This is a genomic window from Micromonospora sp. NBC_01638 (assembly GCF_045209745.1).
Taxonomy (GTDB): Bacteria; Actinomycetota; Actinomycetes; order Mycobacteriales; family Micromonosporaceae; genus Micromonospora.
The window spans coordinates 3,670,627-3,697,194 of the sequence record NZ_CP109273.1; the positions used below are offsets into that span (position 1 = coordinate 3,670,627).

Consider the following 26,568-nt stretch of genomic DNA (forward strand, 5'->3'; position numbering starts at 1 on the left):
GCATATCAAGGAGTCAGCATGGCGAAGGCCCTCTACGGCCACGTAGGTGCAGCGCCCGACCGGCGTCTGCTCGACGAGGTCACCCGACTGCGTGCCAGGGTTCAGGCACTGGAGTTCGAGATCACGCGTCTGCGTGCCGACAATGATCGGCTCGCGGCGGCTGCGGCGGAGGCGGACGATCTTCTCCGTCTGGCCGAGCCGGCGCTGACCTGATCTCCGCACGCAGCAAAAAAACTGAATCGCACCATCGCAAAAATGCGCGCCGACACGCCTGTGCCGGCGCGCAACACTGTCCGGCCCCTTTCGGCGCCGACGATTTGTGATCTTGCAATCGGTAGCGCGGGAACCGGCCTGTGGTATCCGAATAGCGCGCCGACCGATAAGCCGATCATGAACGACGCTTGTCTCGTCGCGGCCGGCAGAACACCAGTGCGGTCGCCTCTCGCGCCCTCGACGCACGCGACCCGGGGCGGGTCGCATGCCGGCCCGCTCCCACCACCGGGTTAGTCTGCGAGCTCACCCAGGTCCCCACAGCCGGCGACGGTACGGCGGCCACCGGACGAGGATTGAGAAGGTGTATCTCAAGAGCCTGACGGTGCGAGGGTTCAAATCCTTCGCCTCCGCCACGACGTTGAAGCTGGAGCCCGGGATCACCTGCGTGGTGGGCCCCAACGGCTCGGGCAAGTCCAACGTCGTCGACGCCATCGCCTGGGTCCTCGGCGAGCAGGGCGCCAAGGCACTGCGCGGCGGCAAGATGGAGGACGTCATCTTCGCCGGCACCGCCGGCCGGGCGCCGCTGGGACGCGCCGAGGTCACCCTCACCATCGACAACACCGACGGCGCGCTGCCGATCGAGTACACCGAGGTCTCCATCACCCGCCGGATGTTCCGCTCCGGCGAGAGCGAGTACGAGATCAACGGCAACTCCTGCCGGTTGCTCGACATCCAGGAGCTCCTGTCCGACTCCGGCATCGGCCGGGAGATGCACATCATCGTCGGACAGGGCCGCCTCGACGGCATGCTGCACGCCAAGCCGGAGGACCGCCGGGCGTTCATCGAGGAGGCGGCCGGCGTCCTCAAGCACCGCAAGCGCAAGGAAAAGGCGCTGCGCAAGCTCGACGCGATGCAGATCAACCTCAACCGCCTCACCGACCTCACCGCCGAGCTGCGCCGGCAGCTCAAGCCGCTGGGCCGGCAGGCGGAGGTGGCCCGACGTGCCGCCGCCATCCAGGCCAACCTGCGCGACGCCCGGCTGCGCCTGCTCGCTGACGACCTGGCCACCCTGCGGAACACCCTCGACCGGGAGATCGCCGACGAGACGGCACTGCGGGAGCGGCGCGAGCAGATCGAGGGCGGGCACGCCGAGGTGCAGGGCCGGCTCGGCGAGCTGGAGGCGGCGCTGGCCGAGGACGCTCCGCTGCTCGCCGCCGCCCAGGACACCTGGTACAAGCTGTCCGCCCTGCAGGAACGCTTCCGCTCGATCGAGCAGTTGGCCCGGGAGCGGCTGCGGCACCTCAGCGCCAGTGGCGATGACGAGCGGCCCGGCCGCGACCCGGAGCAGCTGGAAGCCGAGGCGGAACGGGTCCGCGAGCAGGAGGAGGAGCTGCGCGGGGCGCTCACCGACGACCAGATCCGGCTGGCCGAGGCGGTCGAGCACCGTCAGGAGCTGGAGCGGCAGCTCGCCGCCGCCGAGCGGGAGTTGGTCGCCGCGGCCAAGGCCATCGCGGACCGGCGGGAGGGGATGGCCCGGCTCACCGGCCAGGTCAACTCGGCCCGGACCCGGACCACCAGCGCCAGCGAGGAGATCGAACGGCTCGCCGTCGCGCACGCCGACGCGCTTGGCCGCGCCGAGCAGGCGCAGGCTGACCTGGACGCGGTCGCCGCCCAGTCCACCGAGGCCGACCGGGACAACGCGGACCTGGACGCCCGGCACGCCGAGGCGGTCGCCGTGCAGGAGCGGGCGCAGGCCACCGTACGATCGCTGGCCGACGCCGAGCGGGCGACCGAGAAGGACGCCGCCACCTGGAAGGCCCGGGAGGAGGCGCTCGCACTGGGTCTGCGGCGCAAGGACGGCACGGGCGCGCTGCTCGCCCGTGCCGGCGACGTGCCCGGCCTGCTCGGCAGCCTCGCCGGGCTGCTCACCGTCGCGCCGGGCCACGAGGCCGCGCTGGCCGCCGCGCTCGGTGGCCTCGCCGACGCGGTCGCTGTCAGCGGGGTGGACGAGGCCGTCGAGGCGATGCGGCTGCTGAAGATCTCCGACGCCGGCCGGGCCGGCCTGCTCGTCGGCAGCCCGGCGGGACCCGGCATGACCGGCTCCGCCGACGCGCTGCGCCCGAAGTTGCCCGACGAGGCCCGGTGGGCCCCAGACCTGGTGGAGTGCAGCGCCGAGCTGCGTCCGGCGGTGCACCGGGCACTGCGGGACGTGGCGCTCGTCGATGATCTCGCCGCCGCGGCCGAGTTGGTCGCCAGCAACCCCGAGCTGCGGGCGGTCACCCCGGACGGTGACGTGGTCGGGGCGTACGCGGCTGCCGGCGGGTCGGCCAAGGCCCCCAGCTACATCGAGGTGCAGGCGGCCGTCGAGGAGGCCCGCACCAACCGGCTCGCCGCCGAGCGCTCCGGCGCGGAGCTGCGGGACCAGCTCGTCGAGGCGCGCGCCGAGGTGGCCGCCGCCAAGGAGGCTGTGCAGCACGCCGCCGCCGAGAAGCGCGAGGCGGAGAGCCACCGCAACGCCGCCGCCCGCCGGCTGGCCGAGCTGGGCGCGGCGGCCCGCTCCGCGAAGGCGGAGACCGACCGCCTCGGTGACTCCCGAGCCCGCGCCGAGGCGGCCCGGCAGCGGGACCTCACCACGCTCGACGAGTTGGAGGAGCGGCTGCGGCTGGCCGAGGAGACCCCGGTCGACGCCGAGCCCTCCGCCGAGGAGCGGGACCAGCTCGCCGCGATGGTGCCGCAGGCCCGGCAGAACGAGATGGAGGTTCGGCTCGCGGTGCGTACCGCCGAGGAGCGGGTCTCCTCGATCGCCGGCCGGGCCGACTCGCTGGCTCGGCAGGCCAGCGCGGAGCGGGCCGCCCGGGAACGCGCCGCAGCCCGGCGGGCTGCGCGCACCCGGGGCGCGGGCATCGCCCGGGCCGTCGCCGGTGGCGCCCGGGAGGCACTCACCCGGCTCACCACCTCGATCGCGACGGCCGAGGAGCACCGCGACGCGGTCGCCCTGGAACGCGCCGCGCGCGAAGCAGAGTTGCAGGAGGTACGCGGGGCAGCCAAGCGTCTCGGCGCGGAGTTGGAGCGGCTGACCAGCCAGGTGCACCGCGATGAGGTGGCCCGCGCCGAGCAACGGCTGCGCATCGAACAGTTGGAGGCGAAGGCCGCCGAGGACTTCGGGTTGGACGTGGAGACCCTGGTCGCCGAGTACGGCCCCACCCAGCCCGTCCCGCCGACCCAGGTCGACGTCGCGGAGGCCGAACGCGACGGCCTGCCCGTGCCCGAGCCGGTGCGCTACGAGCGGCCGGTGCAGGAGAAGCGAGCCGCGAAGGCGGAACGCGAACTGACCCTGCTGGGCAAGGTCAACCCGCTCGCGCTGGAGGAGTTCGCCGCGCTGGAGGAGCGCTACAAGTTCCTCTCCGAGCAGTTGGAGGACCTCAAGGCCACCCGTCGGGACCTGCTCACCGTGGTCAAGGACGTGGATGAGCGGATCCTGGAGGTCTTCGCCAGCGCCTTCGAGGACACCGCGCGGGAGTTCGAGCAGGTGTTCACAGTGCTTTTCCCCGGCGGTGAGGGGCGGCTGATCCTCACCGACCCGGAGGACCTGCTCACCACCGGGGTCGAGGTGGAGGCCCGCCCACCGGGCAAGAAGATCAAGCGGCTGTCGCTGCTCTCCGGTGGCGAGCGGTCGCTGACCGCGGTGGCCATGCTGGTGGCGATCTTCCGCGCCCGGCCCAGCCCGTTCTACATCATGGACGAGGTGGAGGCGGCCCTGGACGACGTCAACCTGGGCCGGCTGATCACGTTGCTGGCACAGTTGCGGGAGAAGAGTCAGCTGATCGTCATCACGCACCAGAAGCGGACGATGGAGATCGCCGACGCGCTCTACGGCGTCACCATGCGCAGCGGGGTCACCCAGGTGATCAGCCAACGGCTCAACCGGGCCGACGAGGACGACCAGCGGCAAGGCCGCGGCGAGGAGAACGAGTAGTGGCTCGGGAACGCGCGACGGCGCTCCTGCTGGACTTCGACGGCGTACTGCGCCGGTGGGATCCGGCGGTGGCCGCCGGTGTCGAGCGGGAGTACGGCCTGTCCGAGGGGGTGCTCGGCGAGATCGCCATGCAGTGGGGCCGGCTTCAGCCGGTGCTCACCGGCCAGGTCAGCCACGCCGAGTGGGTGAGCAGCGTGGCGGACGCGCTCGCTGAGCCGGCCGGTGGCCCGGACCGGGCCCGTGCGGCGGTGGAGCAGTGGCAGAGCTACCGGGGCGAGGTGGACACCGAGGTGCTCGACTTCGTCCGGGAGGTACGCGCCGCCGGGATCAGGGTTGGACTGGGCACCAACGCCACCGACCTGCTCGACGCCGACCTGGCCGTGCTCGGGCTGGCCGACGAGCTGGACGTGGTGGTCAACTCGTCGGCGGTCGGGGTGCACAAGCCCGCCCCGGAATACTTCCAGGCCGCCTGCGTGGCTCTGGCCACCCCGCCGGCCCGGGTCCTCTTCGTCGACGACGAGGACTGGGCCGTGCGGGGTGCCCGGTCCGCCGGGCTGTCCGCGCACCGCTGGGGCGGACACGCCGACCTTCGGTACCTGCGGGCGGCCCTGGACTACTGAGCGCTCGTCACTCGCCGGTGACGCCGTCGATGCGTTCCCGGATCAGGTCGGCGTGACCGTTGTGCCGGGCGTACTCCTCGATCATGTGCACGTACACCCAGCGCAGGTTGAACGTGCGCTTCTTCGCGCCGACCTCGGTGAACGTCTCGTCGAGCGAGTGGCCCGCGGCGGCCTCGCGGGCCAGCGCCACCTCGCGATGGAAGGTGGCGAAGTCGGCCTCGGCGTCGGCGGCGCTGACGTCGTGGTCGGCGTCCGGGGTCTCCGGGGTGAAGTACGGGTAGTCGACAGGCTCGCCAGCGAAGTTCTCCCGGAACCACCAGGCCTCGACCTCGGCCAGGTGCCGGACCAGGCCGAGCAGGGTCAGCCCGGACGGTTCCACGCTCGGGGTCCGCAACTGCTCGTCGGTCAGGCCGGCGCACTTGAGCAGCAGGGTCTGTCGGTGGTAGTCGAGCCAGCCGTCGAGCATGGTGCGCTCGTCGCCGACGTACGGTTCGGGGGTCCGGGTGATCTCCGGTGCGATCCAGGTCATGCCGCGCATCCTGCCCGGCACCCCGGACACTCCGCGACGGGTTATCGTCTTCCCCGTCGTGGGGCGTCACTGCCAGGAGTCGTTGAACCGGCCGAGCAGCCGGGCGAACTCCTCAATGTCCCGGTCCGGCCAGCCGTCCAGTGCGCGTACGAACTCGCCCAGCCGCGCGGCCCGGGCAACGTCGAACCGACGCTGGCCCGCCTCGGTGAGGCTGATCTGCGCGGCCCGCCGGTCGCTCGGATCAGGGTCACGGTGGACCAGGCCGAGGACCTCCAGCGCGTTGATCTGCCGGCTCAGCGTCCCCTTGCCCACGCCGAGCCGCGCCGCCAGCTCGGTCAACCGGATCGACCCACTGCGCCGCAACCAGAGCAACAACCCGTAGGTGTTCGGCTCAAGGTTCGGGTGCACCTCCCTGGCGATCTCCCACGAAACCGCCCGCCCACGACGCAGCAGAGCGGTCAACTCGTGCTCGACCGCCCGGATCGGTTCCGGCAGGTGCTCATCCACGCGTAGAGACTACGGCGAGGCCGGTTTGCCGACGCCCGAGAGTCGGCGCCGCATCACCGGGCGTAGGTGGCCGTCCCTGGTGGTGCCCTCGATGGTCACGTCGGCCCGGCGCCCCTCGTGGGTCAGGGTGGCGACCGCGTTGCCGAAGTAAGGGCCCGCCAGCTTGCGCCAGCGCACCCCCGGCCGGCGTACCCCCGCGGAGCGAGCCAGCGCCCGGGTGGCACCGGCCGGCCCGGACGACCAGCCCAGCCGCATCAGCGGACGGATGCCGGCCGGCACCTGGTTGTGGATCGGCGAGCAGGTGAGCTGGTGCACGGGAGTGACCACCGCCGGGTCGGCGAACCGGGCCCGGGCCACGTACGAGTGGTGCACGTCCCCGGAGAGCACACTGATCGACGCCGGCGGGGCGTACGCCGGACCAGCGCCGACCCGCGCGCCGGACTGCCGCGGGGTGCCGGTGCCGATCCGGGCGAAGGTCTCCGCGAGTGCCTCGAAGGAGCGCCGGAACGCCGCCCAGTGCTCCAGGTCCAGAGCGCGGCGCAGCTTCTCCGCCCCGCGTGCCACCCAGGGGCGGCGCGATTCGGCGAGCTTCTCGTTCCACGCCTCGATGTGATGGATGCCCTGCGGCAACAGCCAGGGCAGCGAGGCACCGACCACCAGGTGGTCGTAGACCCCGTGCGCCTGGTCGAGGAACCAGGACCACTCACCCGGCGGCAACATTGCCCGTCGACCCGGCTCCAGGACCCGGCTGCACCGGTTGTCCAGCATGACCAGCCGGGTCCGGCCCAGGTCCAGTGCGTAGCTCCACTGATATTGCACGGCCCGCCAGCGTTCGGTGTCGTGCGCCAGGTCCGACTCCTGGTCGACCCGGTGCCCGAACTCGCGCAACACGCCGGTGGCGTCCTCGGCGGCGGCGACCTTGGCGAAGACCGGGTCGGCGGCGATCTCGTCGGGGGAGAGGTTGCCCAGGTGCTGGTAGACCCAGTACGAGGCGAGTCCGCTGCCGATCCGCTCCTGCCACCAGGGCTGTTCGCGTACCTCGGCACGCCACGCCGCGGAGGTGTTCCAGTCGTCGATGATCTCGTGGTCGTCGAAGATCATCACGCTTGGCACGGTGGAGAGCAGCCAGCGGATCTCCGGGTCACGCCAGGACTCCAGGTAGAGCTTGGTGTACTCGTCGAAGCTCACCACCTGGTCGGCCGGGGCGCCCTTCGGACGCCGATGGCGCCGACGCAGCAGCCGCCGCACCGTGGGCGAGGTGACGTCGGCGTAGACCTGGTCACCCAGCAGCACCAGCAGGTCAGGCAGCGGGTTCGACTCCGGGTCGGCCATCAACCGCCGGGCGTACGCGTCCAGCGCGTCGGGCGGCAGCTTCCGGGTGGTGGAGTGCTGGGTGGTCTCCCGGCACGAGCCGAAGATCAGGCTGACCGGCTGGTCCCGGTCGTCGGCGGCCCGGGTGCGGATCACGCTCGGCGGGAAGCCGCTGCTCGGCACCGGCCAGACCAACTCGTCGTCAACCAGCACCTCGTAGGTGGTCTCGCTGTCCGCAGTGAGCCCCTTCACCAGCACGAGGGCGTAGTGGTGGTCGTACGCCGAGAAGGTGGGCGCGGTGCCGGTGGCGCCGCTGGCGGTGCGGACGGTGACCACGGCGGGCGCTGCCGTCTCCACCCAGACGGTCGCCCGGGTGTCCACCACTCGCCGCAGGAGTGGGCCGATGAGCAGGTGTGCGGCGGGCATGCGGCCGAGCCTACCGCCGGTTCCTGGCACCGGCCGGGTGCGGTGGCTGGGACGCCGCCACCCGCATCTGACAGGATTCCGGCATGGCCGAATATCTCGTCCTCGTATTGGTCCTGCTCGGTGTGCTGATCGCCGGCACAGTCGGGCTGGTCGTGCCGCGATTGCGGCGGCGGCCCGAGCCCCCGCTGCCACGCACCGAGGTCGACACCAGGGCTGAGGAAGATCTCGCCGGCCCGCCGGTCGAGGCAACGGAGTCCGATCTGTCCACCGGCGTCCTGGTCGAGCCGCCGCCGGTGATCGAGGCGCCCGCCGTGGAGGTGCCCGAGCCGACCGCCGGGCGGCTGGTCCGGCTCCGCTCGCGGCTGTCCCGCTCGCAGAACGTCTTCGGCAAGGGCCTGCTCGGTCTGCTCGCCCGCGACCACCTCGACGAGGACGTCTGGGAGGAGATCGAAGACAGCCTGATCACCGCCGACGTCGGCGTCGACGCCACCCGGGACATCGTCGACCGGCTCCGCGAGCGCACCAGGGTGCTCGGCACCCGCTCGGCCTCCGAGCTGCGGGCACTGCTCGCCGCCGAGTTGGTCAACGCGCTCGACCCGAGCCTGGACCGGTCGTTGCGGACCGCCCCGAAGGACGGCGTGCCGGCGGTGCTCCTGGTCGTCGGCGTCAACGGCGCCGGCAAGACCACCACCTGCGGCAAGATCGCCCGGGTGCTGGTGGCTGACGGCCGTAGCGTGCTGCTCGGCGCGGCGGACACCTTCCGGGCCGCCGCCGCCGACCAGCTGGAGACCTGGGGCTCGCGCGTCGGTGCGGAGACCGTCCGTGGGCTCGAGGCCGCCGACCCGGCCAGCGTCGCCTTCGACGCCGTCAAGCGCGGCATCGACACCGGCGTGGACACCGTGCTCATCGACACCGCCGGCCGCCTGCAGAACAAGGTCGGCCTGATGGACGAGCTGGGCAAGGTCAAGCGCGTCGTGGAGAAGCAGGGCCCGATTGACGAGACACTGCTCATCCTGGACGCCACAACAGGGCAGAACGGCCTGGAACAGGCCCGGGTCTTCACCGAGGTGGTCAACGTGACCGGCGTGGTGCTGACCAAGCTCGACGGCACCGCCAAGGGCGGCATCGTGATCGCTGTGCAGCGCAAGCTCGGCATCCCCGTGAAGCTGGTCGGCCTCGGCGAAGGCAAGGACGACCTGGCCCCGTTCGACCCGGCGCAGTTCGTTGACGCGTTGCTGGGGACCGAGGCCACCGGACGGGACGCGTAGTCTCGGGTGACCAGTGACAACCGCGCGTACGCGGGCTGGCGTGAGCCCGGCCACCCTTCGCAGCGCCTCGGGAGACCGTACGTGACTTCGCAGGAGATCCCGCTGCACGGCGGCAACGTGAGCACCGTTGTCCGTGTCGGTGACACGGTCCGCCGCAACGCCGGGCCGTGGACACCGTCCGTGCACGCCCTGCTGCGGCACCTGGAGTACGTCGGGTTCACCGGCGCCCCACGAGCGCTCGGCATGGACGAGCGCAACCGTGAGGTGCTGTCGTACCTGGAGGGGGAGTGCGGAGAATATCCGCTCGCTGCGCACTGGGTGACTGACGAGGCGCTGGTGACCGTCGCCACCATGCTGCGGATGTTCCACGACGCGCAGTACGGCTTCACCCCGGCCCAGGGGGCGGTCTGGCGTTCGTTCGGACCCCCACCACCGGACACCGAGGTGATCTGCCACCACGACGCCGCGCCGCACAACGTGATCTGGCGGCCGGACGGCACCCTCGGGCTGATCGACTTCGACCTCGCCTCGCCGGGGGCGCGGATCTACGACGTGGCGTACGCGGCCTGGACGTGGGTGCCGATCTTCGCGGACCGGGACTCGATCACGCTCGGCTGGAAGCACCCGGACCGGCCGCGCCGGCTACGGCTCTTCGCCGACGCGTACGGGCTGATCCCCCGGGACCGGCACCGGCTGATCCGGACCATCCGCAAACGGATCGTGGACCACGTGGAGGGGATCCGCCGAATGGCCGCCGCCGGTGAGCCGGCGTTCGTCCGGATCGTGCACAAGGGCCACCTGCGCCGACCGATGCGCGACCTGCGGCTGCTCGACTACGAGCGGCACGCCCTGGAGAACTCCCTCCGCTGAGGCGCGGACCGGTCTGGGCGATCCACCCCTGTCCATGCCACTCCCTGTGCAAAGTTCGTGACACGTGCGAAACAACCCGTCACGGAACGGAAACCCGCACGGGCCCCTGGGTGAAACAGCCGGCCGCGAAGCTTCCGCGCAACCGGCCTACGGGCGACGCAGCCCTGGAAAGCCGCGAAGGAGGACTTCACCTTTAGGAGGCCAGCGTGCCTGAAGCTCCGACGATCGACGGCGCCAATACCGTTTGGCTGCTGGTTTCGACCGCGCTCGTGCTGCTCATGACCCCCGGACTGGCGCTGTTCTATGGCGGCCTCAACCGGGCCAAGGGCGTACTCAACATGATGATGATGAGCTTTTCCGCTATCGGGCTCATCTCTATTCTGTGGTGGTTCTACGGTTTCAGCGTCGCCTTCGGGGCCGACGTGAACGGCTTCTGGGGTGACCCGGGCGCATACCTCGGCACCAGGACCTTTCTCGCCGAGACCGATCTGTGGGGTGCCACGGCGGAGAACCCCAGCGGCATCGGGATTCCGCTCTACGTGTTCATGGCCTTCCAGATGGTCTTCGCGGTGATCACCGTCGCGCTGATCAGTGGTGCCATCGCCGACCGGGCCAGGTTCGCCGGCTGGCTGCTGTTCGCCTTCGGCTGGGCCACCCTGGTCTACTTTCCGGTCGCCCACTGGGTGTGGGGCGGCGGGATCATCGGCGCCGACATCCACGCACTGGACTTCGCCGGCGGCACCGCGGTGCACATCAACGCCGGTGCGGCGGCCCTGGCCGTGGCGCTGGTGCTCGGTAAGCGGCTCGGTTGGCCGCGGGAGGGCATGAAGCCGCACAACATCCCGCTGGTCGCGCTCGGTGCGGGTCTGCTGTGGTTCGGCTGGTTCGGGTTCAACGCCGGCTCGGAGCTGACCGTCGACTCGGTCGCCGGCCTCGCCTTCATCAACACCCAGCTCGCCACGGCGGCGGCGGTGCTCGGCTGGATCGCGGTCGAGTGGATCAAGTCGCGCAAGCCGACCATGGTCGGTGCCTCGTCCGGCGCGGTTGCCGGGCTGGTCGCCATCACCCCGGCCTGTGGTTTCATCGCACCCTGGGCCGCGGTCCTGCTCGGCATCGTCGCCGGCATCGTCTGCGCACTCGCCGTCAGCCTCAAGTACAGGTTCGGCTATGACGACTCCCTCGACGTGGTCGGCGTGCACTTCGTCGGCGGCTGGATCGGCTCGCTCTGGCTCGGCCTCTTCGCCACCAACTCGGTCAACGCGGCGATCACCGACGTGGTCGGTGCCTCCGACGGTCTCTTCTACGGCGGCGGCCTCACCCAGCTCGGGCGGCAGGCCCTCGCCGGCCTGATCGTCACCGTATGGTCGTTCGGCGTGGCCTGGGTGCTCGCCTTCGTCATCGAAAAGACGATCGGCTTCCGCGTCAAGGGTGAGGCCGAGGTCGAGGGCATCGACATCGCCGAACACGCCGAGAGCAGCTACGACCTGTCCCCGGCGGGCGGCGGCACGGGCGGCGCGTTCGCGATGGCCGGCATCGGCACCCCCGGTGGCAGCACGACGAGCGGTGCCAAGCCGGAGGCGGACTCCGCCGAGCCGGTCAGCGCGAAGGTCGCCGGTTAACGTTCCTGGGATGGAGGGGTTGGACATGAAGCTGGTGACCGCGGTCATCAAGCCGTACCAACTGGACGCGGTGAAGGAGGCCCTGCACGCCCTCGGGGTGGCCGGGCTGACCGTCAGCGAGGTTCAGGGGTACGGGCGGCAGAAGGGGCACACCGAGGTCTACCGGGGTGCCGAGTACACGGTCGAGTTCCTGCCCAAGATCCGGGTTGAGGTGCTCACCGACGAGATCGACGTGGACAAGGTCGTGGACGCCATCGTCGGGGCAGCCCGTACGGGCAAGATCGGCGACGGCAAGGTCTGGGTCACCGGTGTCGAAGAGGTCGTCCGGGTACGTACCGGCGAGCGCGGCCTCGACGCACTCTGACCTGGACGACGACTGACATGACCTCGTTGATCAAGAAGAACGCGTCAGGACACGCCGCTGACGGCGACGCGAACCTCTTGATCAATGAGGTCGTCGGCGTTCCCGGGGGGATCGGCGAGCCGGCTCGGTTGGCACGGGCTGCCGCTTACGACGCCTTTTTGCGGGGGCTGCTGCCTGCGCAGGACGGCGTGGCACTGGTTGCCGTCGGGGGGTTGGGCCGGCGGCAGTGCGCCCCGTACAGCGATCTCGACCTGGTTCTGCTGCACGCGGGGGTGCCGGGCACGGACGAGTTGGCCGCCTCGATCTGGTATCCGATCTGGGACGCGGGCCTGCGGCTCGACCATTCGGTACGCACCGTCGCCGAGGCGCTCTCGGTGGCCCAGGACGACGTCAAGGTCGCCCTCGGGCTGCTCGACGCCCGGCTTGTCGTGGGCGACCAGGCGCTGGCCGACGCGCTGATCCGCACCGCCGCCGATCATTGGCGGCGCACCGCCGTACGTCACCTGCCCGGCCTGCGGGAGGTCACCGAAGCCCGCTGGCAAACCCACGGTGAGCTGGCGTTCCTGCTGGAGGGCGACCTCAAGGAGGCGGCCGGTGGCCTGCGCGACGTGGGTCTGCTGCGGGCGATCTCCGCCGCCGGCATCACCGACGCGCTGCGACCGGCCGTGCACGCCGCCCACCTACGCCTGCTGGACACCCGGGACGCCCTGCACCAGCAGGTCGGCCGACGGGTCGACCGGTTGGTCGCCCAGGAGCGCGACGGGGTTGCCGCCCTGCTCGTCGTGGACGACGGCGACGCCCTCCTGCGCCGGGTCGCCGGTGCTGCCCGCACGGTCAGCCACGCTCTGGATGACGCGTTTCGTGCCGCCGACCGGTTGCGCTCCGGCCGGTCCCGAGGCGGCAACGGTCGCCCCGCGCGCCGCCCGGTGGCCCGCGACGTGGTCGAGCACGACGGCGAGCTCGTGCTGGCCCGGACGGCGATCGGGGCACGCCCCGACCCGAGCCTCTCGCTGCGGGTGGCCGCCGCGGCGGCCACGACCCGACTCCCGATCGCCCGGGCCACCTGCGAGTGGCTGGCGGCCTACTGCCCGCCACTGCCCGCGCCCTGGCCGGCTGAGGCCCGGGCCGCGCTCACCACCCTGCTCGGCGCCGGTCCCGGTCTGGTGCCCGCCTGGGAGACCTGCGACCGGTACGGGCTGGTCGACGGCTGGCTGCCCGAGTGGACCCGGCTGCGCAGCCTGCCCCAGCACAACCCGGTGCACCGCTACACCCTCGACCGGCACCTCGTGCAGACCGCCCACGAGGCCAGCCGACACGCCCGCGAGGTGGAACGCCCCGACCTGCTGCTCCTCGGTGCTCTCCTGCACGACATCGGCAAGGGCCTCACCGGTGATCACAGCACCGTCGGGGTGCCACTGGCCCAGGCGGTGGCGACCCGGGTCGGTCTGCCGCCCGCCGAAGTCGAGCTGATCGGCACGCTGGTCCGGTTGCACCTGCTGCTGCCCGACGTGGCCACCCGCCGGGACCTGTCCGACCCGGTCACCATTGCCTCGGTGGCCGAGGCGGTCGGTGACACTGGCACCCTCGACGTGCTGCACGCGCTGGTCCGCGCCGACGCGGCGGCGACCGGGCCGGCGGCCTGGTCGGACTGGAAGGGCCGACTCGTCGCCGAGCTTGTCGCCCGGGTCCGCACCGCACTGGACACCGGCGTACTGCCCGAACCGCCCGTCCCGGACCCGGCGCTGCTGGCTGGGCCACTGCCGGTCGTCCACCTGACCGGGGACCGGGTGTCGGTCGCCGCGGCCGACCGGCGGGGCCTGCTCGCCACGGTTGCCGGCTGCCTGGCCCTGCACCGGCTGGAAGTGATCTCCGCGGATGCCTCCGTGGTCGACGGCCGAGCCCTGGTCGAGTGCCGGGTGCAACCCCGCTACGGCCTCGAGCCGGACCCGGTCCCGCTCCGCGCGGACCTGCGTCGGGCGGTCGGCGGTGACGTGTCGGTCACCCAACGGCTACGCGGCCGTGCGCTTGCCGCCCGTGGCGGCGGTGCTGCTCCCCGGGTGGTCTGGCACCGCGAGGCGGCCACCGACGCGGTGCTGCTGGAGTTGCGCGCGGCGGACGCCGCCGGGTTGCTCTACCGGGTCGCCTGCGCGCTCGACGAGGCGGGTGCCCTGGTCCGCGCGGCCCGCATCTCCACTCTCGGCGCCGACGTGGTGGACGCCTTCTACCTGGTGGGCGGTTGGCCGGACGACGACGCCAGAGCACGTCTGGAGGCCGCAGTCCTCGCCGCAGTCCCCGCCGCAGTCTGACCCACGGTGGGAGCGGTGTCCGCGCGAGCCCTCTGTCCATTACGAGCGTGATGACTGTGCGGCATAAATATGCCGCACAGTCATCACGCTCACGGAGGTGTCCGCCGCCGACCGCCCCGCGCCGGAGCCCTGGCAGCTCCCCTCGCCGGCGCTTGAGCCCCGCCTCGAAGCCACGGCCGGTAGAGCGCGGGCCGGTAAGGCGGACGCCGGTAGAGCGCGGGCCGGTAGAGCGCGGGCCGTGGTTGAGGGCGGCGGGTACGTCCGGGGGCGTAGGTGCGGTCACGCTCGTGGACGCACGCCGGGGCGCGTCGGCGCGGGCAGAATGACGGCCATGTGGCGCAGCGGACAGCGGGGCTGGCAGGGGGCGGCGGCGGACGTCGCGCTCGCCCTGGTGCTGCTCGGGTTCGGGCTGCTCGCCACCGGTCTGGCCGGGAACAACCAGCCAGGGTCGAGGCCGGTGGACGCCACCTGCCGGGTGCTGATCGCGGTCGCCGCGCTCGCCCTGCTGGTCCGGCGACGCGCCCCGGTCGCCACCCTCGCCGTGGTCACCGTGGCCACCTCGACGTACCTGGTGCTCGGGTACCCGTACGGGCCGATCCTGCTCACGTTCCTGATCGCGGTGTACACCGTTGCCGCACGGCTGCCGGTGGGCCCGGCGGCGCTCGCCACCGCCGGGGCGTTCGTCCTGTTGTTGCCGCACGTCTTCTTCTCCCGCGGCCCGGCCCCCGGGTGGACGGGAGTGCTGCCCGCGTCGGCCTGGGCGGTCGTACCGTTCGCGGTGGCGGTGGTGGTGCGGGTCAACCGGGAGGCTGCCGCCCGTGACCGTGTCGAGCAGGCCCGGCGCCAGGCCGACGAGGAGCGGTTGCGCATCGCGCAGGAGGTGCACGACGTGGTGGGGCACGGGCTGGCCGCGATCAGCATGCAGGCGGAGATCGCCCTGCACCTGCTGCCGAAACGGCCGGAGCAGGCGGAGACCGCGCTGACCGCCATCAGTCGGACCAGCCGGGAGGCGCTGGACGAGCTGCGGGTCACCCTGGGCGCGGTGCGGCGCGGTGCGGACCGGGGCCCGGTGCCCGGTCTGGCCCGGCTTCCCGCGCTGCGCGATCGGCTGGCCGGGGCCGGGCTCGCCGTGGAGCTGCGGGTGTCCGGCGATCGCCGAGAGTTGCCGGTGCCGGTGGACCTTGCCGCGTACCGGGTGGTGCAGGAGGCGTTGACCAACGTGCTGCGCCATGCCGGGGTGGCCAGCGCCGAGGTGACCGTCGACTACCGCGCCGGCGAGGTGACCGTCGAAATCGTCGACCGGGGCAGCCGCGCCGCCCGGGGCGGGCTGGATTCGGCCGGCGACGAGACGGCCGGGCACGGCCTGGCCGGGATGCGGGAACGGGTGGCCGCGCTGGGTGGCCAGTTGGCCATCGGGCCGCGCGCCGACGGCGGGTTCCGGGTGTACGCCCGGCTGCCCGTGGAGCCGGTCACGTGATCCGGGTGCTGATCGCCGACGACCAGGACCTGGTCCGGCTCGGTCTGCGCGCGCTGGTGGAGAGCGAGGACGACCTGGTGCTGGCCGGCGAGGCTGCCGACGGGCTGCGGGCGGTCGAGCTGGCGCGTCGGGAACGTCCGGACGTGGTGCTGATGGACATCCGGATGCCCGGCATCGACGGCATCGAGGCGACCCGACGGATCGTCGCGGACCCGGACCTGACCGGTACGCGGGTGGTGGTGCTCACCACCTTCGAGCTGAACGAGTACGTCTTCGACGCGCTGCGGCACGGCGCGAGCGGGTTCCTCACCAAGGACACCCGACCGGCCGAGCTGCTGCGCGCGATCCGGCTGGTCGCCGAGGGGGAGGCGCTGCTGTCGCCGTCGGTTACCCGTCGGGTGGTGCGGGAGTTCGCCACCCGGCCGCCGCGGGTGCTTCGTCCGCACCCCCGTCTGGAGGCGCTGACCGACCGGGAGCGCCAGGTCGTCGGCCTGGTCGGCGAGGGCCTGAACAACGAGGAGATCGCCGTACGGTTGGTGGTCAGCCCGGCGACCGCCCGGACCCATGTCAGCCGGGCGATGGGCAAGCTGGGAGCCCGGGACCGGGCCCAGCTCGTCGTCTTCGCGTACCAGTCGGGGTTGGTATCGGGTTGACCGCTTCGGCGGGCCGGGCCGGGCGACAGCGGCCCTGCGGCGGGGCGGTTACCCTTGCGGTGGCCGGACTCCGCAGTGCCGGTCGCGTTGTGCCCGCCGGAACACTGACAAACGGGATGTTCGCGTGTTTGACACCTTGAGTGACCGCCTGTCCGGGATCTTCACCAAGCTCCGCGGCAAGGGGCGGCTCACCGACGCCGACATCGACGCCACCGCGCGCGAGATCCGCCTCGCGCTGCTGGAGGCGGACGTCGCGCTGCCGGTGGTCAAGGGCTTCATCGCGGCCGTCAAGGAGCGGGCGCGCAGCTCCGAGGTCTCCGAGGCGCTGAACCCGGCCCAGCAGATCATCAAGATCGTCAACGAAGAGCTGATCAACGTGCTCGGCGGTGAGGGGCGACGGCTCCAGTTCGCCAAGCAGCCGCCGACAGTGATCATGCTGGCCGGCCTCCAGGGTTCCGGTAAGACGACCCTCGCCGGCAAGCTGGCCCGCTGGCTCAAGGGCCAGGGGCACCAGCCGCTGCTCGTCGCCGCCGACCTCCAGCGCCCCAACGCCGTCGGGCAGCTCCAGGTGCTCGGTGGCCGGGCCGGCGTCGAGGTGTACGCCCCGGAGCCCGGCAACGGCACCGGTGACCCGGTGCAGGTGGCGCGGGCATCGATCGAGCACGCGAAGCGGGCGGCCCGCGACATCGTCATCGTCGACACCGCCGGCCGGCTCGGCATCGACGCCGAGATGATGCAGCAGGCCGCCGACATCCGTGACGCGGTCCAGCCGGACGAGGTCATCTTCGTCATCGACGCGATGGTCGGTCAGGACGCCGTCCGCACCGCCGAGGCGTTCCGCGACGGCGTCGGGATCACCGGCGTGGTGCTCTCCAAGCTCGACGGCGACGCCCGCGGTGGTGCCGCGCTGTCGGTACGCGAGGTGACCGGACAGCCGATCCTGTTCGCCTCCACCGGTGAAAAGTTGGAGGACTTCGACGTCTTCCACCCCGACCGGATGGCCAGTCGGATCCTCGGCATGGGCGACGTCCTCACTCTGATCGAGCAGGCCGAGCAGGCCTTCGACTCCGATCAGAAGGAGAAGATGACCGCCAAGCTGATGGGCGGTGAGCAGTTCACCCTGGAGGACTTCCTCGACCAGCTCATCGCGGTGCGGCGGATGGGCCCGATCGCCAACGTGCTGGCCATGATGCCCGGTATGGGGCAGATGAAGGACCAGCTCGCCGACCTGGATGACACCCACTTCGACCGGGTCACCGCGATCATCCGGTCGATGACCCCGGGTGAGCGGACCAACCCGAAGATCATCAACGGCTCCCGCCGGGCGCGTATCGCCAACGGCTCCGGGGTCACCGTGATGGACGTCAACCAACTGCTCAACCGCTTCGCCGACGCGCAGAAGATGATGAAGCAGATGGGCGGCATGATGGGTCTGCCCGGCGGCGGCCGACGCAAGGCGACCAAGAGCCCCAAGAACAAGCGCAAGGGCACCAAGGGTGGCGGTCGGCCGCGTACCGGGGCCGGCGCCGGGCTGCCGGGCGGTTTCCCGGGCGGAATGCCGCAGCTCCCGCCGGGGATGGACCCGAACGACCTCGCTGGTGGCCAGGGCCTGCCGCCCGGCTTCAAGCTTCCGAAGATCGACTTCAACAAGCTCGGCAAGGGCGGCGACAAGCGCCCCCGCTGACGCGTGTCGGTGACGGCGGGCGACATTGCCTTCTCTTAGGGTGATGTCGCCCCCGTGGAAGGAGATGTCATGACCGCGGCCCCGATCCTGCCGGAACGGCACGAGTGGACGGTCGACGACCTCGGTGATCTGCCGAAGGACCTTCCGTACGAGTTGATCAACGGAAGGTTGATCGTGCCGTCGCCAACTGCCGTGCACCAGGATCTCTGCGTCCGAGTGCTGCTTGCCGTCGAAGTCAACTGCCCGCCGGAATACCTGGTCAGTTTCGACCTGTCGATGCGGGTCGACCGGCGCAACGAGCCTCGCCCCGACGTGGTGGTCATCCGCCGGACGCACGCCGGCCGGTCACCCGTCCCGGTCGAGGACGCCCTGCTCGCCGTGGAGGTCGTCTCGCCGACCTCCACCTTCCGCGACATGTACGACAAGGCGAAGGTCTACGCGCACGCCGGGATCCGGTCCTACTGGGTGGTGGACCCGCTCCAGGAGCGCATCACGCTCACCGAGTACACCCTCGGGTCGACCCGTGAGTACGAGCAGGTCGCGCACACCGAGGACCTGTTCGTCACCGAGCGGCCGTGGAAGGTCTCCGTGGACCTGCCGGCCCTGACCTCCCGGAAGAACGACCTGCTCGCCCCCGACGGGGAGTGATCCGGTAGGACTGTGCGCATGGCTCTTCATGTGCGCGGTGTGCTGCTCCCCGACGACGAGGTTCGGGATCTCTGGCTGGTCGGCGACCGGGTGACGTTCACCCCGGTGCCCGGTGCGGAAACGGTCGTCGACGGTGGTTTCGTCCTGCCGGGGCTGGTCGACGCGCACTGCCACCTCGGCATCGCCCGTGGTGGCGCCCCGATCACCTCCCTCGACCAGGCCCGCGAGTTGGCCCACGTCGACCGGGACGCCGGGGTGCTGGCGATCCGCGACGCCGGTTCGCCGTACCCGTACCCCGAACTGGACGACGATCCGGACCTGCCGCGACTGGCCCGCGCCGGCCGACACGTCGCGCCGCCGAAGCGCTACCTGCGGGACATCGGCGTGGAGGTCGACGCGGCCGAGGTGGCGTCCACGGTGGCCGCGCAGGCGCGGGCCGGCAACGGCTGGGTCAAGCTGGTCGGCGACTGGATCGACCGGGGCGTGGGTGACCTGGCGCCGGCCTGGGACGCGGACACCCTCACCGCCGCCGTCCGGGCCGCGCACGACGCCGGGGTACGCGCCGCGGTGCACACCTTCTCCGAGTCGGCTGTCGAGATCATGGTGCGGGCCGGGGTCGACTCGGTGGAGCACGGCACCGGGTTGAGCCTCGACCTGATCGACGAGATGGCCCGCCAGGGCACCGCGCTGGTCCCCACGATGATCAACATCGCCACCTTCGGGGGTATCGCCGAGCAGGCGCGGGCCAAGTTCCCTGGGTATGCCGAGCACATGCTCGCGCTGCGCGACGGTTTCCCCGAGGTGGTGCGCTCCGCCCACGAGGCGGGTGTGCCGATCTACGTGGGCACCGACGCCGGTGGCGGCATCGACCACGGGCTGGCCGCCGAGGAGATGCTGCTGCTGCACGAGCAGGCCGGCATGGCGCCGATCGATGTGCTCGCCGCCGCCTCCTGGGGCGCCCGGGAGTGGCTCGGCTTCCCCGGCCTGGTCGAGGGCGGCCTCGCCGACCTGACCGTCTACCCCGAGGACCCCCGCCGCGACCTGCGCGTCGTCCGCGCACCCTCCCGCACGATCCTCCGCGGCCGCATCGTCCGCTGACCCGCCACGCCCCCGCCCGCGAAGCGGGCGACACGGCGCGGCGACTCCCGGACGCGGTGTCCTCCCGCGTGCCGCATAGGATGTGCGGTCATGGCACGCGTGCTCACTCCCCGTGCGGAGGATTTCCCCCGCTGGTACCAGGACCTGATCGCCAAGGCAAAGCTGGCCGACAACGGCCCGGTTCGCGGCACGATGGTCATCCGACCGGCCGGCTATGCCATCTGGGAGCGTATGCAGCTCGAGATGGACGCCCGGATCAAGGCGGCGGGAGCCGAGAACGCGTACTTCCCGTTGTTCATCCCGGAGAGCTACCTCAAGCGCGAGGCGCAGCACGTCGAGGGCTTCTCGCCGGAGCTGGCGGTCGTCACGCACGGTGGCGGCAAGCCCCTCGCCGAGCCGGTGGTGGTGCGCCCCACCAGCGAGACGGTGATCGGCGAGTTCATGGCCAAGTGGATCGACTCGTACCGGGACCTGCCGCTGCTGCTCAACCAGTGGGCGAACGTGGTCCGGTGGGAGCTGCGCCCACGGATCTTCCTGCGTACCAGCGAGTTCCTCTGGCAGGAGGGGCACACCGCGCACGCCACCCGCGAGGACGCCCGGGCGTACGCGCGGCGGATCCTGCACGAGGCGTACGAGGACCTGATGGTCAACGTGATCGGCATCCCGGTCGTGGTGGGCCTGAAGACGGCGCGCGAGCGGTTCGCCGGCGCGACGGCCACGTACACCTGCGAAGGCATGATGGGCGACGGCAAGGCCCTCCAGTTGGGCACCAGCCACGAGCTGGGTCAGAACTTCGCCAAGGCGTTCGACATCAGCTACTCCTCGGCCGAGGGTGGCCGGGAGCACGCCTGGACCACCTCCTGGGGCACGTCGACCCGGATGCTCGGTGGCCTGATCATGGCGCACGGCGACGACAACGGCCTGCGCGTGCCGCCGAAGCTGGCGCCGATCCAGGCGTACGTCATGGTGGTCAAGGATGGCGAGGGTGTCGCCGAGGCGGCGGCCAAGCTGCGCGACGGCCTGCGCGACGCCGGTGTCCGGGTCGCGCTCGACGACCGGACCGACACCCCGTTCGGCCGCCGGGCCGTCGACGCCGAGCTGCGCGGCTATCCGGTACGCGTCGAGGTCGGCCCCCGTGACCTGGCCACCGGCAACGCGGTGGTGGTGCGCCGCACCGACGGGTCGAAGACCCCCACGCCGGTTGCCGACGTGGTTGGCGCGGTGCTGGCCGCGCTGGAGACCGACCAGCAGGTGCTGCACGACCAGGCGCTGGCCAACCGCGAGTCGCGCACGGTGGAGGTGGCCACCCTCGCCGAGGCGATCGAGGCCGCTGCGACCGGCTGGGCGCGGGTGCCGTGGTCGGCGGTCGGCGTGGCCGGCGAGGCCGAGGCGAACGGCCAGGGCGTCACGGTGCGCTGCCTGCTGCGCGCCGATGGCTCGGTGCCGGACTCCGAGGACGAGCCCGATCTGGTCGCCATCCTCGCCCGCGCCTACTGAGGTGCTCCCGAACGGTCCGGTCGACCGGTTCGCACCCGGTCGGCTGATCCTGCACCGGAACGTGCGGCACGGTCGAATCGGGTGGGCCCGGGCGGGCCGCGTGGTCAGCGACGACGACCGGGGCCTGCTGATCTGGATTGCCCGGGACTCGCCGGTGGCCCACGAGGTGACCGAGGCGGGGCTGGGGATGCGGGCGATGCCGTTCGCCCAGTGGATCTCGTCGACGTACCGGCTGGCCGTCGGGCGCTGGGACGGCCCGCCGCTGCTGAAGTTCCTGCCCACCGGGGCGGCGCACTCCGTCTGGTGGTTCCGGGACGCGCAGGGCCGGTTCGCCAACTGGTACGTCAACCTCGAGGAGCCCGGTGTCCGCTGGGACGACGGCCCGGTGGCTGGCGTCGACGTGGTTGACCAGGACCTCGACGTGGTGGTGCGCCCCGATCTCAGCTGGGACTGGAAGGACGAGGACGAGTTCGTCGAGCGGCTCGCCTTCGGTGCCGACTACTGGGTGACCGACGAGAAGGCGGTCCGCGCCGAGGGGGAGCGGGTGATCGCGCTCGCCGAGGCCGGCGAATTCCCGTTCGACGGCACCTGGTGTGACTTCGCCCCACCGCCGGACTGGGGCGTACCGGATGAGCTGCCCGCCGGTTGGGACCGCCCACCAGCCCGCTGACCTGCATCGATTACCCTGTGTCGTCCTGCGGACATAGAGCGTGCGCGAGCGGCGTGGTGGCCTAGGGTTCAGGCAACGTCACCACCAGTGGTGGGAGGCCCGATGGCCGACCAGATCAACACCTTCTCCGACCTACAGGCCCGCGCCGGCGTGATCCTCGACCGGCTGAGTGCTGCTCCCGCCGTCGCGATCGCGGCAGCCACGAATCCGCTGCTGGCCGTCGAGCACCTCGGTTACGAGTTCAACCCCGACACCCGTACCGGCATCGGCGACCGCATCCGACTCGGGCCGACTGCAGCCGAGAAGCTCGCCGGTCTGCGTACCACGATCGCCCGGCTGGTCGATCGCCAGGTCGACCCCGACGACGGCTTAGCCGTCCGCCGGCTCCTGACCGACCTGGGCGTGCTCCCGCCCTGCTCCGACGGCGATGAGCCGGACACCGACCCGCCGCGCTGGCGCCCCGGCGGTGCCGGCCCCGACCCGCTGGAACCGTTCCGGGACCGGCACGCGGTAATGGATCCGCTGCTGGAATACCGGAGGATTTCCGCCCGCCGGCCGAGGTTCGCGCCCCCGCAGGCATTCGCCGCGATCCTCCGCGGTGCGGTGACCACACCGTTGACGGCCGTGAGTGGCCGGCTCCAGTCGCCACCGCCGAACCCGGAACCCGACGCCCACCCCCACTGACCAACGGGTGGCCCGTCGCGCGGCGACCGGCCCCGAACACCTCCTGACGTCCGGCCCGGCACCGGCGTCCGGCGTCCACACCCTCCGGCCTCCACCACACCGGCCCCGAAGGGGGACCAATGGCCGACACCCATGGCTTCGAGGTCGTCATCGAGGCGACTCCGCCCGTTCTCCGCAAGGCCCTGCAAGGCGCCTGGAAGTCGGCCGAGTGCGGCGACACCAGCACCGACGAGGGACGTATCCCGCAGTATCTGCCGGTCCCGGCCGGCCTCGGCATCGGCGGGTTCACCACGGCCGGCGGCCAGGTGGAGATCCCCCGGGACCAGTTGGACGCCACCCCACGACCCGACATCGACGGCTGCGAACTCACCTTCGGCCTGGTCATCCAGGTGACCGTCGCCGACCCGCCGGTGCCATCCGCGCAACTGCTGGACCTCACCGCCACCGCGCACGCCGCCGTGCCGATCGGGGTGCTGCCCGACTCGAAGAACGTGGGGCTGCGCTTCGACGGCCTGCCCCGCAGCGCGGTCACCACGACCCTGACCAGCGGCGACCCTCTCGCCCCGAAGCTCGTCCAGATCCTCGGGGAATACATCCACTTCGCGTACGAGAACGGCGGCGCCGGGGGGGTGCTGCATCCCGGGATCCCGGCGATCCCGCACGAGCAGAACGACGCCGGCTTGGTCCTGGGTCTCGGCGTCGGCAGCTACACCCTCGACACCCACCTGGAGATCTACGACGACCAGGCCGACCCCGCCCACCGGATCGACGTCAGTCAGCCCGATCCAGGGCACATCCTCATCAGCATGCCGATCTACCTGCGGTTGTTTCACATCGTGGGCAGTGGCGCGGCACCCGCGCTGGCCGACCCGATGGGGGTGGAAACCCGCCTCGCCATCACGGTGGCGTTGGAGACCCCGCCGGGGGCGTACACGTTGCGGTTCGACACCGCGACCGTGGTCGCGGGGCCGATCAACCCGGCGCCCGGCATCGAGGGCACCCACTTCACCACCAACAACGCCACCCTCTTCGGGTTCCTCGACAACGCGCTGCAAGCCCAGCTGAACCAGCAGGGGGCGGCGCTGGTGCACGGCTTCGGGGCGCAGAGCGTCGTGGTGCCCACTGTGGCGCAGATCGAGACGGCCATCGGCGACCTGCTCTTCGGTGACCTGGCCGGGCGGGGCTTCCTGGCCCTGTGGACGCCGGAGGTCGGTGGCGAGGTGTTCGAGGCCGACAACGTCGCCACCCGGGTCTTCGCCGATCTGCTGGTGATCGCGATCAACGCCGGCGAGGGCGCCGACATCGGGGCGATGACCAACGTCGTACCGGCCGGTCGGGACTTCGCCATCCTGCTCGACGGGACGATCGTGCAGCAGAACATCGACTCGGCCCGGGGCACCAACGGTTGGGCGGACAGCGACCTGCCGCGCCGCGTCGACCAGGGCGACGACAAGGCGGACGTCCGCGAGTTGGACGTCGTACTCCGCGACGGGTCGATCCGGATGACCGGTGAGCTGACCGTCATCGACGCGATCCTCGGCAGCATCGACGTCGACGCCAGCTTCCGGGCCGACGTGGGACTGCACTGGACCCCGAGCGGCGACCTCAATCCCGACGGCGTCCAGCGGATGGACAACCACCTGATCGGCGAACCGGACGTCGACCCCGAGGAGTCGGTTCTGTTCTGGGTCATCGCCGTCATCCTGGCGATCATCAGCTTCGGCGCCGGGAGCATCCTGATCGGGATCATCATCATCGTGGTCGCCGCGGTGATCACGGCCGTGGTCAACAACATCGGCGGGTCGCGACTTGTCGACCCGATCACCGGAGCGGTCAGCGGCATCACCGGCTGGCCGCCCGAGCTGGCCCGGATCGGGCGGGTCAGGGCCGTCTTCTTCGACCCGATCGTGATCAACGCCGACGGGCTCGTTCTCGCCGGTGACCTGGAGGTGCTCAGCTCCTGCGAGAGCACCGAGGTGCTCGCCGCCCGCAGCAGCGGGCCATACACGGGTACGGCCCAGTCGGCCCTGCTGTTGGCCGCCGGACACACCAGCGCCGCGGCCGGCTACACCTGGCTGACCGGCGACGGCGCGGCACCGGCCGCCACCGCGGACGTCAACCACGTCTACGCCGCCAGCGGCACCTACCTGGCGGCGCACTCGTTGACGATCAACCAGCCCGGCGGCGCCACCAGTCGCCACTTCGCGTTGGTGTACGTCGCCAACGTGCCACCCACGGTCGACGCCGGCCCGGACCTCACCGTCGACGAGGGTGAGGTGGTCACGCTGGTTGGCCGGTTCACCGACGTCGAGTACGCCGACACCCACGAGACCACCTGGAACTTCGGCGACGCCCAACCCACCGAGCCGGGCACGGTCGTGGAGACCAACACCCCGCCGCGGGCGGAGGGCACCAGCACGGTCCAGCACGCCTGGTGCGACAACGGTGTGTACGAGGTGACCCTGCGGGTCCGGGACCAGAACGGTGGGATGGCGACCGACACCCGGACCGTGACGGTGCGCAACGTCCCACCGGTGGTCGACGCCGGCCCCGATCTGTTCACCTACCCCTGCACGGTCCTCACCCTCACCGCCCGGTTCACCGATCCCGGCTGGTGCGACACGCACACCGCGGTCTGGGATTTCGGCGACTGCACCCCGCCGCTGCCGGCCGTGGTCACCGAGACGCACGAGCCGCCGGCCGGCCGGGGAATTGCCGTGGTGTCCCACCGCTACCCGGACTGCGGGACGTTCCTGACCCGGTGCACGGTGATCGACGACGACGGCGGGACAGGGTTCGACGAGGTGGTGGTCCGAGCCGTCGACGTCGTCAACCGGCATTTCGAGGACGGGTTCGCCCAGCGCACCACCGGACGGGTCGCCAACGGCTGGGAGCCGTACGTGCTGGCCGGCTCGACGTCCGGCGGCACCGGCCAACACACCGCGAGCAACTTCGTGGTGCACGGTGGTCGCCGGGCCCAGGGGCTCGTGCCTGGTCCGCAGCAGCGGGTCGGCGTCCGGCAGCAGATCGGGGCCAACCCGGGCTGGGCCTACCAGCTCACCGCCTGGTACGACCTCGACCAGGCCGACCCCGCGACGGCGCGGCTCGGCGTCGACCCCACCGGCGGCACCGACCCGACCTCCGCCGCCGTCGTCTGGAGCGACGGCACGACAGCCCAGCGGTGGAGCCCGCTGACGGTACGCGTCGCCGCCCAGGCTGCCGCAGTGACCGTCTTCCTGGAGGCGGTGGCCGACGGGCGTGAACCCCGAAGGGTCGGCGGACGGGTGTGGTTCGACGACGTGGACCTGCTGGCCGTGCAGCCGTACTGCCCGCCGGAACCGCCGCCGCCAAGGCCGCGCGACTGCCTCGACTTCGCGGGCCGCCAGCCCGGCACGCAGTACCCGGCAGAGTGGACGGACCACGGGTTCCTCATCCGTTCCCTGGACGGCGCAGGCCGGGTGGTCGTTGCGGTCGGGCCGCCCACCGGCGGTGCGGCCCTTCAACTCGGCGCCGGCGTTCAGGTCGAACTGCCACACCCGGCGGACCGGGTCCTCGTCACCCTGGCCAATCGGGGCGGCGAACCGGTCGAGCTGACCGCGCTCGACGACGACGGTGCGCCACTCGACCGCGTCGAGGTGCCGGCGAACTCGCCACCGGGCCCGGCGACGGTGACCCTGACCGGTCCCGGCATCGTCGCCGTCCGGATCGTCGGGCGGTCGGCGGAGGGGCTGCTGGTCCGGCTCTGCGCCGAGTACGCCGACGACACCGGACCGGACGACGACTCCGCCGACGAACCCGGCGTCCCCACGTCGCACCCCGTTCCGATCGACCCCGGTGTCACCGGCCCGACGCGCCGGTCCGACCCGCCGATTCGTGGTGGCTGCTGTGGCTGAACCGGGCTCGCTCGACGCCGTCCGTGCCGTGCTGGCCGCGCACCGGGCTGACCTCACCCGACGATTCGACGCCGTCGGCACCGGCATCGGTCGGCCCGACCCGTCCGGCCCCCACGTCATCACCGTCTACGTCACCGACCCCGGGTTGGTGGCCCTCACCAGCGAGCGCGTCGACGGTGTCGCGCTGCGCTTCGTGCTCACCGGGCCGTTCGAGGCCCGCCGAACCTGATCCATCACCCCGTTGCATTGGCAGGA

Annotated in this window: 21 protein-coding genes; 18 read left to right on the forward strand and 3 right to left on the reverse strand. The window is 71.8% G+C overall.

Annotated elements, in window-relative coordinates; genetic code table 11:
- Positions 1 to 18: 18 nt before the first annotated feature.
- The 3 genes from OG811_RS17400 (at position 19) to OG811_RS17410 (ending at position 4,809) form a co-directional block, all read left to right on the forward strand.
- Complete coding sequence (locus tag OG811_RS17400; protein WP_007456482.1) at positions 19 to 213, forward strand: hypothetical protein; 195 nt, start codon at positions 19 to 21, stop codon at positions 211 to 213.
- Between the two features lie 361 nt (positions 214 to 574).
- Positions 575 to 4,189 (forward strand): chromosome segregation protein SMC, encoded by a 3,615-nt coding sequence (gene smc / locus OG811_RS17405; protein ID WP_406067095.1) that lies wholly within the window; start codon positions 575 to 577, stop codon positions 4,187 to 4,189.
- Positions 4,189 to 4,809: an HAD family hydrolase gene (locus tag OG811_RS17410; protein ID WP_406067096.1), complete on the forward strand. Its 621-nt coding sequence runs from the start codon at positions 4,189 to 4,191 to the stop codon at positions 4,807 to 4,809. The genes smc and OG811_RS17410 overlap by 1 nt, the downstream gene beginning before the upstream one ends.
- A 7-nt stretch (positions 4,810 to 4,816) precedes the next feature.
- On the opposite strand, the gene OG811_RS17415 is transcribed toward OG811_RS17410, so the two are convergent.
- From OG811_RS17415 to OG811_RS17425, 3 genes are all read right to left on the reverse strand, one after another.
- Complete coding sequence (locus tag OG811_RS17415; RefSeq protein WP_406067097.1) at positions 4,817 to 5,338, reverse strand: DinB family protein; 522 nt, start codon at positions 5,336 to 5,338, stop codon at positions 4,817 to 4,819.
- A 66-nt stretch (positions 5,339 to 5,404) separates the two neighbouring features.
- The gene (locus OG811_RS17420) at positions 5,405 to 5,845 is read right to left on the reverse strand and encodes a MarR family winged helix-turn-helix transcriptional regulator (protein WP_406067098.1); all 441 of its coding nucleotides are present in this window, start codon (positions 5,843 to 5,845) and stop codon (positions 5,405 to 5,407) included.
- Positions 5,846 to 5,854: 9 nt separating this feature from the next.
- A complete protein-coding gene (locus OG811_RS17425; RefSeq protein ID WP_406067099.1) occupies positions 5,855 to 7,582 on the reverse strand; it encodes an alkaline phosphatase D family protein in 1,728 nt (575 codons plus the stop codon).
- Positions 7,583 to 7,665: 83 nt separating this feature from the next.
- Between OG811_RS17425 and ftsY the strand changes: the two genes are divergently transcribed.
- The 15 genes from ftsY (at position 7,666) to OG811_RS17500 (ending at position 26,542) form a co-directional block, all read left to right on the forward strand.
- Positions 7,666 to 8,850, forward strand: coding sequence for a signal recognition particle-docking protein FtsY (ftsY, locus tag OG811_RS17430; RefSeq protein WP_406067100.1), 1,185 nt, complete (start codon positions 7,666 to 7,668; stop codon positions 8,848 to 8,850).
- A 6-nt stretch (positions 8,851 to 8,856) separates the two neighbouring features.
- The gene (locus tag OG811_RS17435; protein WP_406067101.1) at positions 8,857 to 9,720 is read left to right on the forward strand and encodes a phosphotransferase; all 864 of its coding nucleotides are present in this window, start codon (positions 8,857 to 8,859) and stop codon (positions 9,718 to 9,720) included.
- Positions 9,721 to 9,926: 206 nt separating this feature from the next.
- Complete coding sequence (locus tag OG811_RS17440; RefSeq protein ID WP_406067103.1) at positions 9,927 to 11,339, forward strand: ammonium transporter; 1,413 nt, start codon at positions 9,927 to 9,929, stop codon at positions 11,337 to 11,339.
- A 25-nt stretch (positions 11,340 to 11,364) separates the two neighbouring features.
- Positions 11,365 to 11,703: a P-II family nitrogen regulator gene (locus tag OG811_RS17445; RefSeq protein ID WP_172862163.1), complete on the forward strand. Its 339-nt coding sequence runs from the start codon at positions 11,365 to 11,367 to the stop codon at positions 11,701 to 11,703.
- 17 nt (positions 11,704 to 11,720) lie between these two features.
- Positions 11,721 to 14,009 carry a [protein-PII] uridylyltransferase gene (locus tag OG811_RS17450; protein WP_406067104.1) on the forward strand — a complete coding sequence of 763 codons (2,289 nt, stop codon included), beginning with the start codon at positions 11,721 to 11,723 and terminating at the stop codon, positions 14,007 to 14,009.
- A 331-nt stretch (positions 14,010 to 14,340) separates the two neighbouring features.
- Positions 14,341 to 15,486 (forward strand): sensor histidine kinase, encoded by a 1,146-nt coding sequence (locus OG811_RS17455; protein ID WP_406067106.1) that lies wholly within the window; start codon positions 14,341 to 14,343, stop codon positions 15,484 to 15,486.
- Positions 15,483 to 16,139: a response regulator gene (locus OG811_RS17460; RefSeq protein ID WP_406067108.1), complete on the forward strand. Its 657-nt coding sequence runs from the start codon at positions 15,483 to 15,485 to the stop codon at positions 16,137 to 16,139. Before OG811_RS17455 ends, OG811_RS17460 begins: the two co-directional genes overlap by 4 nt.
- Before the next feature lie 124 nt (positions 16,140 to 16,263).
- Positions 16,264 to 17,823, forward strand: coding sequence for a signal recognition particle protein (ffh, locus tag OG811_RS17465; RefSeq protein ID WP_406067110.1), 1,560 nt, complete (start codon positions 16,264 to 16,266; stop codon positions 17,821 to 17,823).
- Between the two features lie 69 nt (positions 17,824 to 17,892).
- A complete protein-coding gene (locus tag OG811_RS17470) occupies positions 17,893 to 18,471 on the forward strand; it encodes a Uma2 family endonuclease (RefSeq protein ID WP_406067112.1) in 579 nt (192 codons plus the stop codon).
- A gap of 18 nt (positions 18,472 to 18,489) precedes the next feature.
- On the forward strand, positions 18,490 to 19,569 hold the full coding sequence (locus OG811_RS17475) for an amidohydrolase family protein (RefSeq protein ID WP_406067114.1): 1,080 nt from the start codon (positions 18,490 to 18,492) through the stop codon (positions 19,567 to 19,569).
- 90 nt (positions 19,570 to 19,659) lie between these two features.
- Complete coding sequence (gene proS / locus OG811_RS17480; RefSeq protein ID WP_406067116.1) at positions 19,660 to 21,066, forward strand: proline--tRNA ligase; 1,407 nt, start codon at positions 19,660 to 19,662, stop codon at positions 21,064 to 21,066.
- Position 21,067: 1 nt separating this feature from the next.
- Entirely contained in the window at positions 21,068 to 21,736 is a 669-nt protein-coding gene (locus tag OG811_RS17485) for a DUF402 domain-containing protein (RefSeq protein WP_406067118.1), read from the forward strand.
- A 102-nt stretch (positions 21,737 to 21,838) separates the two neighbouring features.
- Positions 21,839 to 22,420, forward strand: a complete 582-nt coding sequence (locus tag OG811_RS17490; RefSeq protein WP_406067120.1) for a hypothetical protein — start codon at positions 21,839 to 21,841, stop codon at positions 22,418 to 22,420.
- 119 nt (positions 22,421 to 22,539) lie between these two features.
- Positions 22,540 to 26,313 carry a PKD domain-containing protein gene (locus OG811_RS17495; protein WP_406067122.1) on the forward strand — a complete coding sequence of 1,258 codons (3,774 nt, stop codon included), beginning with the start codon at positions 22,540 to 22,542 and terminating at the stop codon, positions 26,311 to 26,313.
- Positions 26,306 to 26,542, forward strand: coding sequence for a hypothetical protein (locus OG811_RS17500; RefSeq protein ID WP_406067123.1), 237 nt, complete (start codon positions 26,306 to 26,308; stop codon positions 26,540 to 26,542). Before OG811_RS17495 ends, OG811_RS17500 begins: the two co-directional genes overlap by 8 nt.
- Positions 26,543 to 26,568: the final 26 nt, after the last annotated feature.

Coding starts and splice junctions, on each gene's coding strand:
- OG811_RS17400 (WP_007456482.1), top strand. CDS start 19: ATGGCGAAGGCCCTCTACGGCCACGTAGGTGCAGCGCCCGACCGGCGT.
- OG811_RS17415 (WP_406067097.1), bottom strand. CDS start 5,338: ATGACCTGGATCGCACCGGAGATCACCCGGACCCCCGAACCGTACGTC.
- OG811_RS17425 (WP_406067099.1), bottom strand. CDS start 7,582: ATGCCCGCCGCACACCTGCTCATCGGCCCACTCCTGCGGCGAGTGGTG.
- ftsY (WP_406067100.1), top strand. CDS start 7,666: ATGGCCGAATATCTCGTCCTCGTATTGGTCCTGCTCGGTGTGCTGATC.
- OG811_RS17445 (WP_172862163.1), top strand. CDS start 11,365: ATGAAGCTGGTGACCGCGGTCATCAAGCCGTACCAACTGGACGCGGTG.
- OG811_RS17450 (WP_406067104.1), top strand. CDS start 11,721: ATGACCTCGTTGATCAAGAAGAACGCGTCAGGACACGCCGCTGACGGC.
- OG811_RS17455 (WP_406067106.1), top strand. CDS start 14,341: ATGTGGCGCAGCGGACAGCGGGGCTGGCAGGGGGCGGCGGCGGACGTC.
- OG811_RS17470 (WP_406067112.1), top strand. CDS start 17,893: ATGACCGCGGCCCCGATCCTGCCGGAACGGCACGAGTGGACGGTCGAC.
- OG811_RS17475 (WP_406067114.1), top strand. CDS start 18,490: ATGGCTCTTCATGTGCGCGGTGTGCTGCTCCCCGACGACGAGGTTCGG.
- proS (WP_406067116.1), top strand. CDS start 19,660: ATGGCACGCGTGCTCACTCCCCGTGCGGAGGATTTCCCCCGCTGGTAC.
- OG811_RS17490 (WP_406067120.1), top strand. CDS start 21,839: ATGGCCGACCAGATCAACACCTTCTCCGACCTACAGGCCCGCGCCGGC.
- OG811_RS17495 (WP_406067122.1), top strand. CDS start 22,540: ATGGCCGACACCCATGGCTTCGAGGTCGTCATCGAGGCGACTCCGCCC.